At 52.1% G+C, this 16,847-nt stretch carries 11 protein-coding genes; 4 read left to right on the forward strand and 7 right to left on the reverse strand.

What is annotated here, in order from left to right:
* Positions 1 to 38: 38 nt before the first annotated feature.
* The gene (gene araA, locus C5S61_RS27750) at positions 39 to 1,544 is read left to right on the forward strand and encodes an L-arabinose isomerase (protein ID WP_110514728.1); all 1,506 of its coding nucleotides are present in this window, start codon (positions 39 to 41) and stop codon (positions 1,542 to 1,544) included.
* 162 nt (positions 1,545 to 1,706) lie between these two features.
* Complete coding sequence (locus tag C5S61_RS09010) at positions 1,707 to 2,738, forward strand: LacI family DNA-binding transcriptional regulator (protein ID WP_110514729.1); 1,032 nt, start codon at positions 1,707 to 1,709, stop codon at positions 2,736 to 2,738.
* On the opposite strand, the gene C5S61_RS09015 is transcribed toward C5S61_RS09010, so the two are convergent.
* The 3 genes from C5S61_RS09015 to C5S61_RS09025 all read right to left on the reverse strand — a co-directional run bounded on the left by C5S61_RS09015 (position 2,735) and on the right by C5S61_RS09025 (position 5,745).
* Entirely contained in the window at positions 2,735 to 3,250 is a 516-nt protein-coding gene (locus tag C5S61_RS09015) for a hypothetical protein (protein WP_110514730.1), read from the reverse strand. The genes C5S61_RS09010 and C5S61_RS09015 overlap by 4 nt on opposite strands.
* Before the next feature lie 80 nt (positions 3,251 to 3,330).
* A complete protein-coding gene (locus C5S61_RS09020; protein WP_110514731.1) occupies positions 3,331 to 3,846 on the reverse strand; it encodes a TFIIB-type zinc ribbon-containing protein in 516 nt (171 codons plus the stop codon).
* 45 nt (positions 3,847 to 3,891) lie between these two features.
* A complete protein-coding gene (locus tag C5S61_RS09025) occupies positions 3,892 to 5,745 on the reverse strand; it encodes a bifunctional homocysteine S-methyltransferase/methylenetetrahydrofolate reductase (protein WP_110514732.1) in 1,854 nt (617 codons plus the stop codon).
* 585 nt (positions 5,746 to 6,330) lie between these two features.
* On the opposite strand from C5S61_RS09025, the gene C5S61_RS09030 reads away from it, so the two are divergent.
* Positions 6,331 to 9,702 (forward strand): ATP-binding protein, encoded by a 3,372-nt coding sequence (locus C5S61_RS09030; RefSeq protein WP_164689303.1) that lies wholly within the window; start codon positions 6,331 to 6,333, stop codon positions 9,700 to 9,702.
* Between the two features lie 139 nt (positions 9,703 to 9,841).
* Here the strand turns inward: C5S61_RS09030 and C5S61_RS09035 are convergent, their stop codons facing one another.
* Positions 9,842 to 11,665 (reverse strand): S8 family peptidase, encoded by a 1,824-nt coding sequence (locus C5S61_RS09035; RefSeq protein ID WP_110514734.1) that lies wholly within the window; start codon positions 11,663 to 11,665, stop codon positions 9,842 to 9,844.
* 239 nt (positions 11,666 to 11,904) lie between these two features.
* On the opposite strand from C5S61_RS09035, the gene C5S61_RS09040 reads away from it, so the two are divergent.
* Positions 11,905 to 12,870, forward strand: coding sequence for a metallophosphoesterase (locus tag C5S61_RS09040; protein ID WP_110514735.1), 966 nt, complete (start codon positions 11,905 to 11,907; stop codon positions 12,868 to 12,870).
* Here the strand turns inward: C5S61_RS09040 and C5S61_RS09045 are convergent.
* The 3 genes from C5S61_RS09045 to C5S61_RS09055 all read right to left on the reverse strand — a co-directional run bounded on the left by C5S61_RS09045 (position 12,867) and on the right by C5S61_RS09055 (position 16,845).
* On the reverse strand, positions 12,867 to 13,808 hold the full coding sequence (locus tag C5S61_RS09045) for a PrsW family intramembrane metalloprotease (protein WP_110514736.1): 942 nt from the start codon (positions 13,806 to 13,808) through the stop codon (positions 12,867 to 12,869). The two genes, C5S61_RS09040 and C5S61_RS09045, sit on opposite strands and share 4 nt — an antisense overlap.
* A 55-nt stretch (positions 13,809 to 13,863) precedes the next feature.
* Positions 13,864 to 15,669, reverse strand: coding sequence for an aldehyde ferredoxin oxidoreductase family protein (locus tag C5S61_RS09050; RefSeq protein WP_110514737.1), 1,806 nt, complete (start codon positions 15,667 to 15,669; stop codon positions 13,864 to 13,866).
* Positions 15,670 to 15,786: 117 nt separating this feature from the next.
* On the reverse strand, positions 15,787 to 16,845 hold the full coding sequence (locus C5S61_RS09055) for a dipeptide epimerase (protein WP_110514738.1): 1,059 nt from the start codon (positions 16,843 to 16,845) through the stop codon (positions 15,787 to 15,789).
* Positions 16,846 to 16,847 lie beyond the last annotated feature (2 nt).

Genomic DNA, 16,847 nt, shown 5'->3' on the forward strand with positions numbered 1-16,847 from the left:
CGGGATGTACACTTCTAGCTTCGTCGGCAGCGTCAGAGGTGTATAAGAGACAGCAATATGAAGTGTGGTTTATTACTGGCAGCCAACATCTATATGGCCCCGAAACGTTAGAGCAAGTTGCCAAACACTCGCAAATTATTGCCGCAGGGCTTGATCAAAGTAGTGCAATTCCGGTGCGCGTGGTGTTCAAGCCTGTGCTCAAAACACCCGACGAAATTTACAATTTGGTGCTTGAAGCCAATGCCGCCAAAAACTGTATTGGCTTGGTCGCTTGGATGCATACCTTCTCGCCAGCCAAAATGTGGATTGCAGGCCTGCGCAGTTTGCAAAAACCACTGGCCCACCTGCACACCCAATTTAATAGCGAAATTCCATGGTCGCAAATCGATATGGATTTTATGAACCTCAACCAAGCAGCCCACGGCGACCGCGAATTTGGCTTTATTGTCAGCCGCATGCGCTTGGAACGCAAAGTGATTGTTGGCCATTGGCAAGATAGCGAAGTGCACGATCGAATCGCAGCTTGGACGCGGGCCGCTGCTGCTTGGCACGATGCCCAAGGCGCACGCTTCGCTCGTTTTGGCGACAACATGCGCGAAGTTGCCGTAACCGAAGGCGATAAAGTTAATGCCCAAATGCGGCTTGGCTATAGCGTCAGCGGCTATGGTGTTGGCGATCTGGTGCGCTTTGTCAACGAAATCAGCGATGCAGACATCGATACCACCTTGCAAGAATATACCGAACACTACGAATTAGCAGCAGGCTTGCAAGCTGGCGGCGAACAGCATCAAGCCTTACGTGAAGCTGCCCGCATCGAGCTTGGCTTGCGCTATTTCCTTGAGCATGGCAATTTCAAAGGCTTTACCACCACGTTTGAGGATTTGCATGGATTGGTGCAATTGCCAGGTTTAGGCCCGCAACGCCTGATGGATCGTGGCTATGGCTTTGCTGGAGAGGGCGATTGGAAAACTGCTGCCCTAGTTCGGGCGATGAAAGTGATGAGCGCTGGACTCAGCGGCGGCACCTCGTTTATGGAAGATTACACCTATCACTTTGGCAGCAACGGCATGAAGGTGCTCGGCGCGCACATGCTCGAAATCTGCCCATCAATCGCCGCAACCAAACCACGGCTCGAGGTGCATCCCTTGGGCATTGGTGGCAAGGCCGACCCAGTGCGCATGGTGTTCGATGCCAAAACTGGGCCAGCAGTCAACGCCTCAATCGTTGAAATGGGCAATCGCTTGCGCTTGATCAATAGCGTGGTTGATGCTGTTGAAACCGACGAGCCATTGCCAAACTTGCCAGTTGCCCGCGCCTTGTGGCTTCCTCAGCCAGATCTCAAAACCGCGGCAGCTGCTTGGATCTACGCTGGTGGCGCACATCACACCGGCTTTAGCTTTGATCTGACCAGCGAACATCTTGCTGATTTTGCTGAAATTGCTGGCATGGAATACTTACAAATCGATCGCAACACCAACGTCAGCCAATTTAAGCAAGAGCTGCGCTGGAACGATCTCTACTATCACTTGGCCAAAGGTTTGTAAACCAACGCTCAGCAACCAACGCCGCAACGCTGCGCAACAATGGCACAGAATGGCCTTTTAGCAGCGTTGCAGCGTGGCCGAAGCAACGCAGGAGCAAGATCGGCTATACTAGCAGCTTGCATCCCAGCGATCTGAAATGCAGCGTGCTATTGGGAGTTCGCCATGACCATTCAACGTCAACAAAAAGTCACGATCAAAGATATTGCAAAATTGTGTAATGTTTCGACCCAAACCGTTTCGCGGGTGCTCAACAATCGGCCTGATGTTTCGCCGCAAACTCGTGAGGCGGTCGAAAAAGCCATCGCTGATATGGGCTACCAGCCAAGTGCTTTGGCGCGCAGCTTGGTACAACAACAAAGCTTCACCTTGGGAGTCATTACCGCAGGCTTGCAATATATGGGCGTGTCGCTGACGTTGAATGGCATTGCCGAGGAAAGCGAAGCCTCGAATTATGCCTTGTTGCTCAAGGAATTGCCGCGTTTTGATGTGACCAATATTGTGCCAATTATCGAGGCGCTGATGGCTCGCCATGTCGATGGCATTATCTTTGCGGCGGCGGAACTGAACGAAAATGTTGAGATTGTACAAGCCCAATTGCCAGCAACCTGCCCACCAATTGTCTTTGTCAAAAGCCAACCCAACGAGCGTTTTACCACGATTGGGATTGATAATTATGGTGGCGCGCGCCAAGCGGTCGAGCATTTACTGAGCATCGGCAAGCGCGAAATCGGCATTATCTGTGGGCCAATCGAATGGCTCGAAACCCGCCAACGCCGCAGCGGCTGGTACGATGGCTTGCTGGCGGCAGGCATCACGCCAAATCAACAACAGATTGGTATCGGCAATTGGTCGGCGGCTAGCGGCGAGCAAGCCTGTAGCGAATTGTTCAATCGCTATCCCGAGATTGATGCAGTGTTTGCTTGCAACGATCAAATGGCCTTGGGAGCCTTGCATTACGCCAGCAAACATGGCCTGCGCGTGCCCGAAGATTTGGCAATCGTGGGCTTTGATGATTTAGCCGAATCGGCCTACTTCTCGCCAGCCCTGACCACAATTCGCCAACCATTGCGCGAATTAGGCCGCTTGGCGGTGCAAACATTATTGCAATTAATCAATCCCAGCGCTGAGCATATGCCAGCCGTGATCACAACCCTGCCAACCCAGTTGATTGTACGCGAGAGCACCGTGCGCTAGGCAACTTCGCGCTGCAGCTTGGCTAACTCCCACACATGGTTGTTGCGCGGGCTATAGGTGACAACATAATAATTGCCTTCGCGGGCAACATCGCTATGCTCCATTTTTAGGTGTTGGCTGCCGATAAGCTTAAAATCGCCGTATAAATGGGTTTTGCGCCTGGTACGCACATAGCGCAGTTCGAGCAACTGATCAATCTGCACGTGGGCATTGCCACCAAGCAGATCGCGCACTCGGCTAAGCCAATAGAAGCCGACAACCGCAAGCATTAGGCCAAAAATTGGCCAAATCAAACCAGATACACCCTTGAGCGCAAAATAGAGGATTGTGGCGATACAAACCAGAAACCCAAGCGCAATGCTAAGCACAACAATCTCGCTGCGTAAGGCTTGACGTTGCTGCTTGGATAACGGGATTTGTTGGCTCAACACCAGCGGTTTGAGCTTCCGTTTACATTTAGGACATTGATTGATGGTGAGGTCAACGTTTTGACGACAACGTGGACAGTGCATGGCGATCTCCACAAAACCAACATTCGCGAGCTAAGACGCAGCAGTGGCTGGATTGATTTCCTGCAAGCAGCAAACGTAAATCAAGCACGTTCACGGCTAAGCGGCGCTAATCCCCACACAGTTTTACTTTTTGGGCTATAGGTCACGCTGTAATAATTGCCTTCAATCGCCAAATCAAAGTGCTCTTTGCTCAATTGAAGTTTGCCGAGTGTGCCAAAATCGCCATAATAGTGCTTGCCCGAGCGATCGCTATATTCCCGCAGCAACTCCAATTGAGCAATGTGAACCGTCACAGAACCACTTACCAGATCGCGGATAAGTTTAAGCACATATATACCAGTGATCGCCAGCATTAGGGCAACGCCAAGCCAAGTCCACAATGGCACAGGCTTAATTGCCAAACTCAAACTTGCAAGCAGCACCACAACCAGCAATAAGCCAGCGCTTGGCAGCAAGATTTTATTCAGCAAAGAGTGGCGTTGCGGCGAGGATAAAGGGAGTTTTTGGCTGAATAGCAGCGGCTTAAGTGTTTGTTGGCAGTTGGGGCATTGATTGATATGCAGAGCAACAGTTTGGTGACAACGTGGGCAATGCATGGCGATCTCCACAAAACTAGAATTCGCCATGCATTACGGATAAACCTAGGCGTTGGTTGCTTTGAGGACTTCGAGCACTTCAGCTGCCATTTCGTAGCGCCCAAACGATGGCATGATATATACCCCTTGGATGCGATCGTAGGCAGCGGTCAGAATTTCTTGCGAAACTTGGACCCCAATCGCCCGCCCATTCGAGCCAGCGTGCTTCATACGCTCCAGTACCTCGTTGGGCAGCGTAATGCCTGGCACTTCGTTATGTAAAAATGAGGCATGGCGATAGCTCTGAACTGGCATCAAACCCAGCAGAATTGGAATCGGCAGCGGGCCAAGTTTATCGAGAAAGCGATCAAGTTCTGCTGCATCGTAGGAGATTTGGGTCATGGCGTAGTGCGCGCCAGCAGCCACTTTTTGATGCAAGCGATCAATTTCCCAATCTGGGTCTTCGGCGTTGATATTGAGTGCTACGCCAATTAAGAAGTTGGTTGGCGTGCCAATATCGTTACCAGCGGTATCAACGCCGCTGTTCATGCCAGCAATCACCTTGACCAAGCCAATCGTATCGACATCGAACACGCCTGAGGTGCCAGGATACGCGCCGAACGATGGTGGATCGCCTTTCAAGGCCAAGATGTTGCGTACACCCAAGGCATGAGCGCCAAGCAAATCGCTTTGCAAGCCCATCAATGAGCGATCGCGAGTCGTAAAGTGCAGAATTGTTTCCATGCCCACTTGTTGCTGAATCAAGTTGCACATTGGCAAAGCACTCATACGCACGCGCGCCATCGGGCTATCAGCAACATTAATAAAATTCACGCCTGCAGCCTGCATTTGGCGTGCGCCTTCGAGGCAGCGCCGTGGATTATGACCTTTGGGTGGGTCGATTTCAACGCTGGTAACAAACGCGCCATCGGCCAACATGCGGCCAAGTTGGGTGGTTTCGGCGCTTTTGCTAGGCAATTGCACACTTGGCGCTTCATCATCAACAATTGTAATATTGAGCGTGCTGGCTGGATTCAGATCCTGTAAGGCAGCATGCATGCTGTTAATATGCTGCGGCGTAGTACCACAACAGCCCCCAACAATCTGCACATTTAATTCTTCGACCATGCGCCGCGCGTAATCGGCCATATATTCTGGCGACGAAGGATAAAATACGCGGTTATGGCGCTCGGTTGGCCAGCCAGCGTTTGGTTGGGCCGAAATTGGAATCGTGGCGTTGACGGCGCGCATGCTTTGCACAACCCGAAACACCCGTTGCGGGCCAACCGAACAATTGACCCCAACCACAGCCACGCCTAGCTCGCCAAGTTTGCGCACAACTTCTTCAGGGGTGTTGCCAAGCACCGTGCGACCATCTTCGGCAAAGGTCATTTGGGCCACGATAGGCAAATCGCCAACCTGCTTGGCCGCCTTGACCGCAATCACCATCTCGCGCAAATCGCTAAATGTCTCAAACATCAACAGATCAGCGCCTTGCTCCAACAACGTGCCAATTTGTTCGGCAAACGCTTCGTGGGCTGCTTGTTCGGTTAAGGGGCCGTAGGGTTGTAATAACACGCCTAGCGGGCCAACTGCGCCAGCAATCAAGGTGTTGGTACCAGCAATTTCGCGGGCTTCGCGGGCCAATTTCATACCGCGATGATTAATTTGGCGGACTTTATCAGCAAGGCCAAACGGCTCTAATTTAAAGCGATTTGCGCCATAAGTATTGGTTTCAATAATATCGGCCCCAGCCTCAATATAGCTCTGATGAATTTCACGCACGACATCTGGCTGGGTCAGATTCAAGGCATCGAAGCACTCGTCAAAATCATTGCCGCGATTATACAATTGAGTGCCCATCGCGCCATCACAAAGCAAGGCTCGTTGCCCTAGTTGTTCAAGAAATGGATTCGCCATAGCCTTAGTTCCTTGTCCATTGGTAAAGTTGTTGTCGCACGATCGCCGTTGATCGCCAGTAACTATAGCATATTGCTTAACATTTGCTGGTTTGGAAGTAGGGATCGGGGGCTAGGGATCGGGGATTGGTATCTGTGCACTACCAACCCATTCCATTCCCATCGCTATTCACCTACAGCCGTTATCCTCTATCAATTAAGCTTCCTTCGCGATATTCGCGGTTCCGATCCCCGATCCCCAGCCCCTGACCCCAGCTTTTTTGGCACAAATGCCACGAATTGCACGAATGAGCATGTTTTAGCCACAGATTGGCACAGATTATTATGATTAGGTTCTTGTGTTCCCATAGCCAACAGCCAATAGCCATGGTTCCTCTGCACCGCTGCGTTAAATTTCTGATCCACGAATTGCCCGAACAATGTTCCGATAGCCAATAGCCTAGAGCCTGATCCCTTTTCTGACTTTTGACTTTTGACTTCTGACTTCATCCTATGTTCTATGCTCTTTGCTCGATGTTCTTTTTTCTGCTGGCCGATTTTTTGCTATAGGCTATCTTATCGTTTCGCATGGAGCACCAAGCGGTTTATGACAGTTCAAACAACTACGTGCTGCTCAACCTGCAACTTTGCCGAAAATCCGCCAAGTGCGCGTTTTTGCGGCAATTGTGCCAGCCCTTTGCCGCTGCACTGTTTTAGTTGTGGCGCGGCCAATCCACCAGGTTTTCGCTTTTGCGGCACCTGTGCTACTGCCTTAATCGAATATATTCCTGCCGCCACAACCCGCCGCGTAGTAACAATTTTATTTGCCGATGTGTGTAACTACACCAACCTGACCAATCGCCTGGGCGCTGAGCATATGTATAGTTTGCTCGACCCGTGCTTGCGTCGGTTAGGCGAAACGGTGCGCCGCTTTGAAGGCACCATCGATAAATTTACCGGTGATGGCTTGATGGCGGTTTTTGGCATGCCCGTGGCACTCGAAGCGCACGCCGCCCAAGCAGCCTACGCAGCCTTGGCGATGTTCGAAGAATTGGCGGCCTACAACGAAACGATTGCCCACGCTGGCGTTCAATTTCAAATTCGGGTTGGCTTGGCCAGCGGCGAGGTGATTGCCGGTTTGCTTGGCTCCGACCGTTATAGCGATTTAACCGTCATTGGTGGCCCAGTAAACTTGGCGGCGCGGTTACAACAAGTGACCGATGCTGGCACGATTATGGTTGATGGCGATTTAGCCCAAAATTTGCAACAGAATTTTGTCTTTAGCGAGCAACATACGGTTTCACTCAAAGGCTTTGAGCAACCTATCTCAGCGGCGATGCTTGCAGGCAAGCAATTATCGCAAACAGTGATTGATGGAAGCTTCGCGCTGCCCTTGATTGGCCGCGATGCAGAATTACACAATCTGATCGGGGCGACTGAGCTGTTGCACAACGGTATGGGCGGGGTTATTGGCCTGACTGGCAGGGCTGGCGTAGGCAAAACCCGCCTGACTGGCGAAATTATTCAACATTTGCACAGCCGCGATGTTAAAGTCTTGGTCAACGATTGTAGCAGCGCCACGCGCATTGTGCCCTATAGCGCTTTTTTGGGCTTGATTCGCCAATTATTTCAAATTGATCATGCCGATTCTGCCGCCACCATGCATCATAAAATTCAATTGATGATTCATGAGTTGGGCAACATGCCGCTCGATTTGATGCCCTATATCGAATATTTGCTCTCGCTCGATTTTATCGATCAAAGTTTGGCTGAACGGGTGCAGCACCTTGATGCGGCGCAATTAAAACGCCATGTGTTTTTGGCAATTCGCGAATTATTGGTTGCTTGTACGCGTCAACAATCAATGGCGATTGTGATCGACGATGTGCAATGGGCTGATGATTTGTCACTGGAACTGTTGGAGTTTATTGCCGAAACCTTCGATGCTTCATCGCTCTTGCTGTATATGGTCGCTCGCGACGACGAAACCCCGCAAATTCGCCAAACCTTCAATCGCATTTTGGCTCAGGCCCGTCAGCGTGGCTTGGTGCTTGAGCTTAATTCGCTCAGCCCAGAAGCAGCCGAAGCCTTGATTAAGCAAATTCTGCCCCAAGCCTCAGCAGTGATGATTGACCATTTGGTGCGCCAAGCAGATGGTGTGCCCTTTTACTTGGAAGAATTAGCCCGCCATGCCTTGCACGCTGGCCTCGATATTCAAGCCCAAAGCAGCGATAGCCTACAAACTCCCTCAATGCCGCTTTCATTGCAAGCGTTGATGCGTTCGCGCTATGATCGCTTGCCGAATGATTTAGCGCTGAGCTTGGCGATTGCCTCGGTGATTGGCCGCCGCTTTAGCCAGCAATTACTTAGTCAACTACGGCCAGAACAGCCGATTAGCGAGCATCTCCAGCAATTGCAACAACGTGGGTTTGTGCAGCCAGTCGCCAATCATCACGACGATTGGTCATTTAGCCATTTGCTCTTACAAGAAACGATTTATGCCAGCCTGCTGCAACAGCAACGCTATAGCTTGCATGGCGAAGTAGCGCAAGCGATCGAAACGCAAGCTGACGAGCATCCAGAGTTGTATATCGATGCCTTGGCTTATCACTTTAGCCATTCGCAATTGACCCACAAAGCCTTGGAATATTTGCTGTTGGCTGCCCAACGTGCTGCCAGTCGCTTTGCCAATGATGATGCACTGCGTTTGTATGATCAAGCCTTGCCATTGCTCAGCGCACTTGAGCCACCCATTCCAGAGCATGGCACAAACCTGTTTCACGGACGTGGCGACATTTTAAGCTTTGTTGGGCGCTACGATGAAGCACGGCTGGCCTATCAACAAGCGCTTGGCATGATTCAGCCTGCGCCAGACAATGAAGCAACCCATGCCACAATTTTGCGCCAACTTGCAGCAACCTACGAAAAGCAGGGCAACTACGACGAAGCGATGCAGCATTTGGAGCAAGCCCGCTTGGTCTTGGCCGATGGCGCATTGCTTGATCACGCCCGCATCGATTGTGATGCAGGCTGGATTGCTTTCCATCGTGGCCATTTGGAGCAAGCAGAGCGTTTGCTCAACAATGCCCTAACTATCAGCGAGCTTAATAACCACCACGGCTTGCAAGCCTTAGCAGCCAATCGGCTAGCGGGCATTTTTTGGCAGCGCGGCAATCTCAAAGGCGCGCAAGCCTTGGTCAACCAAAGTTTGGCGGTTAGCCGCTATCTTGGCGATTTGCCAGCCATGAGTCGGGCACTCAATAACCTTGGGGTAATTGCGATGGAACTTGCCGATTGGCATGCAGCCGCCAATTACTACGAGCAAAGCCTCGAAACAACCCAAGCAATTGGCGATTTGAATGGCCAAATTCTGGCAATTAACAACCGTTCGCATTGTATGCTAATGCTTGGCTCGCTCAACGATGCCTTGCGCTTCTCGCAGATGGCCTATCGTTTGGCCCGCCAAATTGGCGCAAAGCTGCACATGGCGACAGCTCTAATTCAACAAGGCACGATTTCGTTTTATGTGCAAGATTATCAACGAGCACGCGGCTATTATTTGCAAGCAGAAAAATTATATTGCGAGCTTCACCACTACGATCCCAAGCGGGTGATTATTGCAGAAATGCTTGGGCGAATTGCCTTTGTCGAGGGTCGGCGCGCCTGCGCCAACCGTATGACCAAGCGCGCAATTCGCTTGGCCAACCAGCTTGATGAGCCGCAATCGCTCTTCCGCAGCCAAGTGTTGCAAATCTATTTGCAAGCCTACAACGGCCAACGTCGCCAAGCCAGCGAGGCAATTGATCAATTGCTGCAACTCTCGATCAACAATAATTATTTGTTGGCGCTAGGTTTGACGATCGGCGCAACCATCAAACGTCTGAATGGCGATTATACGGTGGCGCTGGCGCATCAGGAGCGAGCCGAAATTTTATTTGAGCAGATGAACACCCCAACGATGCTCCGCGAGTATGTTTAAGCCCAACTCAACCGCAAAAACCTATGCTTAAATAGAAAACAGCGCTGGCTTGTAATCACAAACCAGCGCTGCTTATTGCGCTATGCCAAAACGTGGAAGTATTGCTACTCCCACGCTTCCCGCTCGAAATGGTTGAAATTTAGTCGCTAACGAGGCTCCCTGCATTGATGTTCGTATTAATACTGCCTGCATCGGCGTTATTGCCAGCCCAGGTGCTGTAGCTGCCAGCCCAAGTACTGTAACTACCGGCCCAAGTACTGTAACTACCGGCCCAGGTGCTATAACTGCCAGCCCACGTGCTGTAGCTACCGGCCCAGGTGCTATAACTACCGGCCCACGTGAGATAACTGCCAGCCCAGGTGCTATAGCTACCAGCCCAGGTGCTATAGCTCGTGGCAAGGGTTGAGCTATAAGCTGTGGTGCTATCGCTAAATGTATTGCTGGTTGAATCGTATTCGGTCGTACCTTGATAGTGGTTAGTGCTATCGTCAGGATTACTGCTCACAATCAAGTCGGTCGTGAGATCCATGCCTGCATTGGCGCTGCCAGTATTGCTACCATCGACCACGGCGGTTGGAATAACCTTGCCAGCACCTTGTTGCCACATGCTATAGGCTGCTTGACCGTTATCCAAGGTCGCGATTTGAGCAGTGCCAGTCAAGCGCGCTTTGATTTGGTTGTTGGTTAGGGTTGGTTCATCTTGCAACAAGAGCGCTACAATGCCACTGACCTCGGCGGCGGCCATCGATGTACCGCTCAAGGCATAATAATTGAGTTGGTGTGAAGTCTTAATATCGGCCCATTGCAGTTGGGCACGTTCGCTCACCAAGCCAGCAGCACCAGAATTAGCAAGCACACTATCGGCTGGTAATGGAGCAATGACCCGTGAGCCAGCAATCACCACATCGGGCTTAACAAAGCGGCTTTCGGTTGGCCCAGCAGATGAATAGGCTGCAATCGTATCGCTGCTGTTATCGTTATAAATCGCAGGCCGAATTGCCCCAACGCTGACGATATAGGGCACGTTGGCAGGAGCCATAATTGTGGCTGGATTTGAACCGGTGTTGCCTGCTGCTGCAACCACGGTAATCCCTTCGTTCCAAGCATGCATCACTGCTTGATTCATCGGGTCGTACCAGTAGGGCGATACAACCTCTGCTTGCAACGAAAGATTTAATACGCGAATGTTGTATTGGTCAGCATTTTCAATTACCCAATCAATCGCTGCAATAATTGTGCTATACGATGCTTTCCCTTGCGAATCTAAGGCACGGACAACCACATAATTTGCGCCTGGGGCAATCCCAACCTTGGCAGTGCCATAGCCCGCTGGCAAGGCGCGATTATCAGCCAAGGTAGCAAAAACGTGAGTTCCATGGCCATAGGGGTCGCTGCTATTGGTAATTTGGCTACTTGCCAACATATCTTTATACACTAAAAAACGGCTGCCTTGGCTATAGCGGGCGGTCGTGTTATTGATCCGTTGCCAACGCTCAGGCCGTTCGATGCCAGGCAAGCCTGAATCGATTACCGCGACCGTTACGCCACGGCCATCGATGCCACGCCGTTGCAATGCATCGGCACCGGTCACGATTGAAGGGTATTGCAACGCGGGTGGTGTTTTACCCTTAGGGCCAGCCATTACAACTTGTGTTTGCTCAACCGTGGTTTGGGCCGAGGCCTCAACCGTTTGATCGGCAAAAACGCGCAAGCCTTGCGCTTGAAGTTGTTCGATTTGGGTTGTGGATAAATGAGCCACACTAGTTTCAAAACGGCTAAATTGGCGTTGGATTGTGCCACCAACTGCCTGAATTGCGCTGGTTTGTTGGCTGAGCGAGCCACCCTGCACTAACACTTGTTGGGTCGCTGGCGCAGGCTGGGCGATGCCCAGCAAACTGACAACGAGGATTAGGGCTAGCACGAGCCGACCTTGCAATAATCCTCTACGATGTTCTCTATCCATAGCGCCTCCAAATTTGGCATGATTGTGGTGTTTCGAGCGGTTGCTGTTGGTATATCATAGGTTATGCCACTAATTGGATTAACGCATGGCCATTAGTCCTAGGTTAGTCCTACCGCTAGGGTGAGATCGCCAAGCAGTGTAGTAGCTTTCATCGCAGATTAAGCTAGCTGTGCTATATATTCAGCAGCGTGCCACAGCTCTCGCCAATCCACCGACACGCCTACAAGGAAATTTATTTGATGATTGATGATCGTTTTGCGGCATTAGAGGCCGTGCCACGCGGCAGCAAAGATATTGCCAATGTTTCGCATCTGGTTTATTCACGCCGCTGGCAATATCTGGCTGGGGTTTTGGGCATGCTTGGTTTGGGCAGCGCCAGCACACTGCTCACCAATCAACCACCACGCTGGGCCAAACCAATACTTGGCGGCTTGTTGGCCACAGGTGTAGCCGCAGCAGGGCTTGGCGTGGCCAACATTTGGCGCTTGGCCGTCGAACGCCATACGTTGCGCTTGCCGCATTGGCCAAGCACCCTGAATGGCTTCAAAGTTGCCCAACTCAGCGATTTGCACCTCGGGCCGAATTACAGCCAGCGGGTGCTACGCCAAGCGCTAGCCAGCATCAAGCAATGGCAGCCAGATATTTTGTTATTAACTGGCGATTTTGTGAATCGGCCAAGTGATGTTGGCACCTTGGAGCGCATGCTAACTGGCATCAACGTGCCGTTAGGCGTGTATGCCTGCCTTGGCAACCACGATTACTGGGACGATCCGCAGCTGATTGCGCGCACGCTCAACAAGGTTGGAGTCGATGTGCTGCTCAATCAACATCGGGTGGTGCATTGGCGCGAGCACGCGATTGTCATTGCAGGAGTAACCGACCCATGGCAGGCTGACGCAGATTTGGAATTGGCGTTGCAGCATGCACCTGCGGCTCCGATTATCTTGCTCGCGCATGGGCCTGATTTTGCCGACACAGCCGCCCAACACAAGGTTGCCTTGCAACTTTCAGGGCATGCGCACGCTGGCCATATCAATGCACCATGGTTGGGGCCGCTGGTTGTGCCGCGTTGGGGTGAAAAATACCCACACGGTCGCTTTATGATCGACCAGCGTGGGTTGTATGTTAGTCGGGGTTTGGCAGGCTTGCCAATTCGCTTTGGCGCAACGCCTGAAGTTAGCTTATTAACCTTGGTTAGCGCCTAATAATCTTCGTGAACCTCTAAAATACGGCGGCGCAAGGGGTATAAATCGGCTGGTCGGCAATGCACATCGCCAATCCGCAATTGATATTTCAAAAACGCCAATTCGGTCAACAAGTGATGGCGAGTACGCACGAGTTGCAGTGCTCGCCAGCCGCCGCGAAACAAAGCATGCCATTGGCTTTGCACCCGTCGCCTGCTTGAACGCACCGTTTGATAGGTTGCTTGATCGATAAATCCACAATGAATTTCCTCGATCAACTCCAGATCAATCCAATAGCGTTCTTTGCGCCAAGCAATAACCGCCACCAGCACCACAATCAGCACACCACCACTACTAATCAACCACGCAATCAATACGCCAGGAAAGCGATAGCTAATCGTCATGTTGTGCAGTGCGTGAAACACAACTGCCAAAACAAGGCTCAGTGGCTGCATCACAATCACCACCCAACGGCGGCGTTCGTAGCGAATCATGCCCAAAGCCACGCCAATAATGCTGGTGTAGAAGGCATGGTTAAAGCCAAAAAGCACCACACGCAGCCAAAGTAATGAAGTGATCGAGCCGCCACGGCTGGCAAAATAAATCGCATTTTCGGTCATGGCAAAGCCAAAGCCAATTAATGCGCCATAAATAATGCCATCGAGCACGCCATCGAACTCATAGCGAAAGAACATATAGATGCCAAACAGTGCCAAGGCTTTGAGTGGTTCTTCGACCAAGGGTGCATACCAAACCGGTTGGCTCCCACGGTCAAAGCCCAAGGTAGAAGCAGTATTGGGCAATTCTGCCAACAGCGCGAGGGCGACGGCAGGCACCGCACCCCAGACAAACACTGCTAACAACAGCGGCCATGGCTCTTTTTCATAGCGATCAAGCCACCATAAAAAGGTCACGTACAGCAGCGTTGGCAATACCGTCAGAATAATTGCAAGCCACATTGATTTTCTCGTTGATTGATTGCGGCGCTTCGCTTGGCCATCAATACGGTATGACCTATTCCGTCACCCATGGTCGGGTATCGGGTTCGGGAATACTTAGCTCAGCGAGACGGGCATTTGTGGGAATCCCATCACTGTCCCATCCATGAAGAGCATAATATTTCGTTAGCAGTGTGTCAAGAGTGGGAATTTGATTGGCGGCGATTCCGCTGGTTAATGGTTGTTGTTGCCAGCGCGCGCTGAGTTCGTCGTGATGGCCCCATTGCAAGGCCAACAAACGCTCAACCGTAATAATGCGCTCGCCAACTTTGGCCAAATCGGTAGCTGAAACCTGCTTGCCAATATCGGCACTGAGAATCGTCGCTAGTTCTTTGGGGGTCATTTGGTAGGCCAAGCTGGCCAAACGCCGACAAACTCCGGCGCTATCGAGGCCAGCCACAAAGCGTTCATGCCAAATCAAGCGCTCTGGCTTGCCATTGACGACGCTTGGTTGATGGTCGTCGCTGCCTTTGAGCCATTGGGGAATCGTATCAAGCCACTCGTACCAAGGCATCGCGCCCCGGGCATCGCCGCCAATTGGGCTGGTTGCCAAATGCAAAGCCCAGCCTTGAGCCGCGCGTGGGTCGAGCGGGCTAAGCGGCAAATTATTGGCCAACGGGGCAAATTGCTCGCTGCCATAAAAGACTTGGCTCATCTCGTACACGCCCAACGAGAGCAAGCCTCCGATGCCTTGTTTGGTGGCAATCGCATCAATCGCTGCTAAAATAGCTTCCTCATCGCCCCATTGCAAATCGTATTGGCGAGTCAATTCGCGCTGACGACATTCCATCAAAAAGCCAATCGCATTCGCGGTTGCATTCGGATCAAGCCCATAGCGCAAACAACGCTGGTTGGCTTCAATAATTGCGGCGGGAGTTTGCAAGCCACAGCGCGCGCCAAAACTCACAATTGCTTCTAGCTCGGGCCGTGGTTGGTTGGTGGTGGCAAAATCGTGGTAGCACGGCAGCGGGCAGCGTGGGCAGCCACGATCATAAATCTCGCCAGCATAATCGCCAGTTGTTGGCATGACGCTTGGCTCGGGATCTTGGCCGTTGCGCCCAGTAATCGCCCCATGATGCGCCGCTAAATCAATGTAGTAGCTCGAACCATAATCACGAATCGCCGCTGCCAGTGGGTCGCGGCCAATCCGCTCGGTAATTGGCTTAAACGCTGAGAGGAAAGTGGCGGTATCAGCAGGCTTGACCATACGCGTGCCACGCACCACAATTGCCTTAAGCCGTTTGAGCGCCATCACCATGCCGGTGCCAGCTGGCTCGGCCATATAGCGCCCTTCGGCAACCAAGGCAGCATAGGGCAACATCTTTTCGCCAGCTTGGCCAAGGGTCAAAACCCGTGCATCAGCGCCATGCTCAGCCATCAGGGCATCGTTAATTTGTTGGGTATCAAGGCCATTGAGGTGATTGGCGGGGTAAAGCTCTGCTTGGCCATTATCGATGACGGCGTAGAGCCAAGCAGTTGCCTGACCAACAACCCAAATTGCATCGAAGCCAGCCCGTTTGAGCGCCGCGCCCCAATCACCAACCGCCCAACTATGAATCAAATTGCCAGTTAGGGGAGAACGAGTGGTCGCGACAAAGCCGCCAGTAGCGTAGGCCGGAGTGCCAGCCAACACCCCAGGAGCCAGTAACAAAGGATTATCAGGAGAGCGAACTGCTGTATCGGGGGGAACAAAATGATACATCAAGCCCGCTGTCAGCCCACGTCCACCCAAATATAGCTCGCGTATTGGCGATGGGATGTCAAACGTGGAAGTACTGGCTGTGTCGAGGTTAATGCGTAACGCACGCCCGATAAACGCCATGCGTGGTCTCCTTCCGAAGCTACTACGATGCGTATTGTACAGTAGGTACACAAGTCTAGCAACGCATACCCTGTACTATTGCCAACTCGCTAGCGCTACTGGCCTAAAAGCGCTTCTCTAGGCGCTGTCGGCTGTATGCTGGCGTGTTTCAAGCCGAGCAGCATTGAGCGCTGGCCAATCGATTTGCACGCCTAAGCCTGGCGCTGTGGCTGGCAAAATCTTGGCGGTTTCAAAATGAAGCCCAGTTGCTAGATCATTGGCAATCAACAACGGCCCATCAAGGTCAACTAAATCAACCAAACCTGCCAAGGCACAGGCCGCCGAAACCCCAATGCTGGATTCAATCATACAGCCAAGCATAATCTGCAAGCCATGGGCGCGGGCGGTGGCAATCGCTGCTTGTGCGCCGACAATGCCGCCAGTTTTCATCAGCTTGAGGTTCACGCCATCAACCACACTGGCCCAGCGGGCCACATCAGCAGCGGTTTTAATTGGCTCATCGGCAAAAATTGGCACGCCATACTTGGCAGCTTTGAGCTGAGCATAGCCATCAACATCATCAACTGCCAACGGTTGCTCAACCAACTCAACGCCCAACTCTGCCAAAGCCGGAATCAATTTAGCAGCCGTTTCGCGGCTCCAACCAGCATTGGCATCAACCCGCAAGCGGCTATTCGGGGCTGCTTCGCGAATAACTACCACGCTGGCCAAATCGGCAGGCCCGCCCAATTTCACCTTGAGAATGGGATAATGCGCCACAGCCAAGGCTTGTTGGCGCAAGGCTGCGGCCTCTTCAATTGGCAACGTGACCGAGGTTTGGGGTAACTCCAAGCCATTCAAACCCAATAGGTGGCGCAACGGCACGCCAAGTTGCTGGCCCAAGCGGTCGTGTAAGGCCAAATCGACGGCAGCGCGGGCAGCCCGACTCTCAAAATCAAGCTTGCCCAAAAGCCAGCTAATTGCCGCTGGATCATAGCTGCTGGTGATTGTGGCGCGATAGCGTTCGAGCCAAGCCTGAATTTTGGCCGCAGTTTCGCCATGATACGCTACAGCAGCAGCTTCGCCCCAACCATCATCCAAATTCAACAGCACATTATGGCGCGTCGTGCTAGCACCGTGGGCAATCCGAAAGGTGTTGCGTAAACGAAGTTCAACCGGATACAGTGCCCATTCCATGG

Origin of the sequence: Herpetosiphon llansteffanensis, from assembly GCF_003205875.1 — a bacterium.
In the GTDB taxonomy this organism is placed as follows: Bacteria; Chloroflexota; Chloroflexia; order Chloroflexales; family Herpetosiphonaceae; genus Herpetosiphon; species Herpetosiphon llansteffanensis.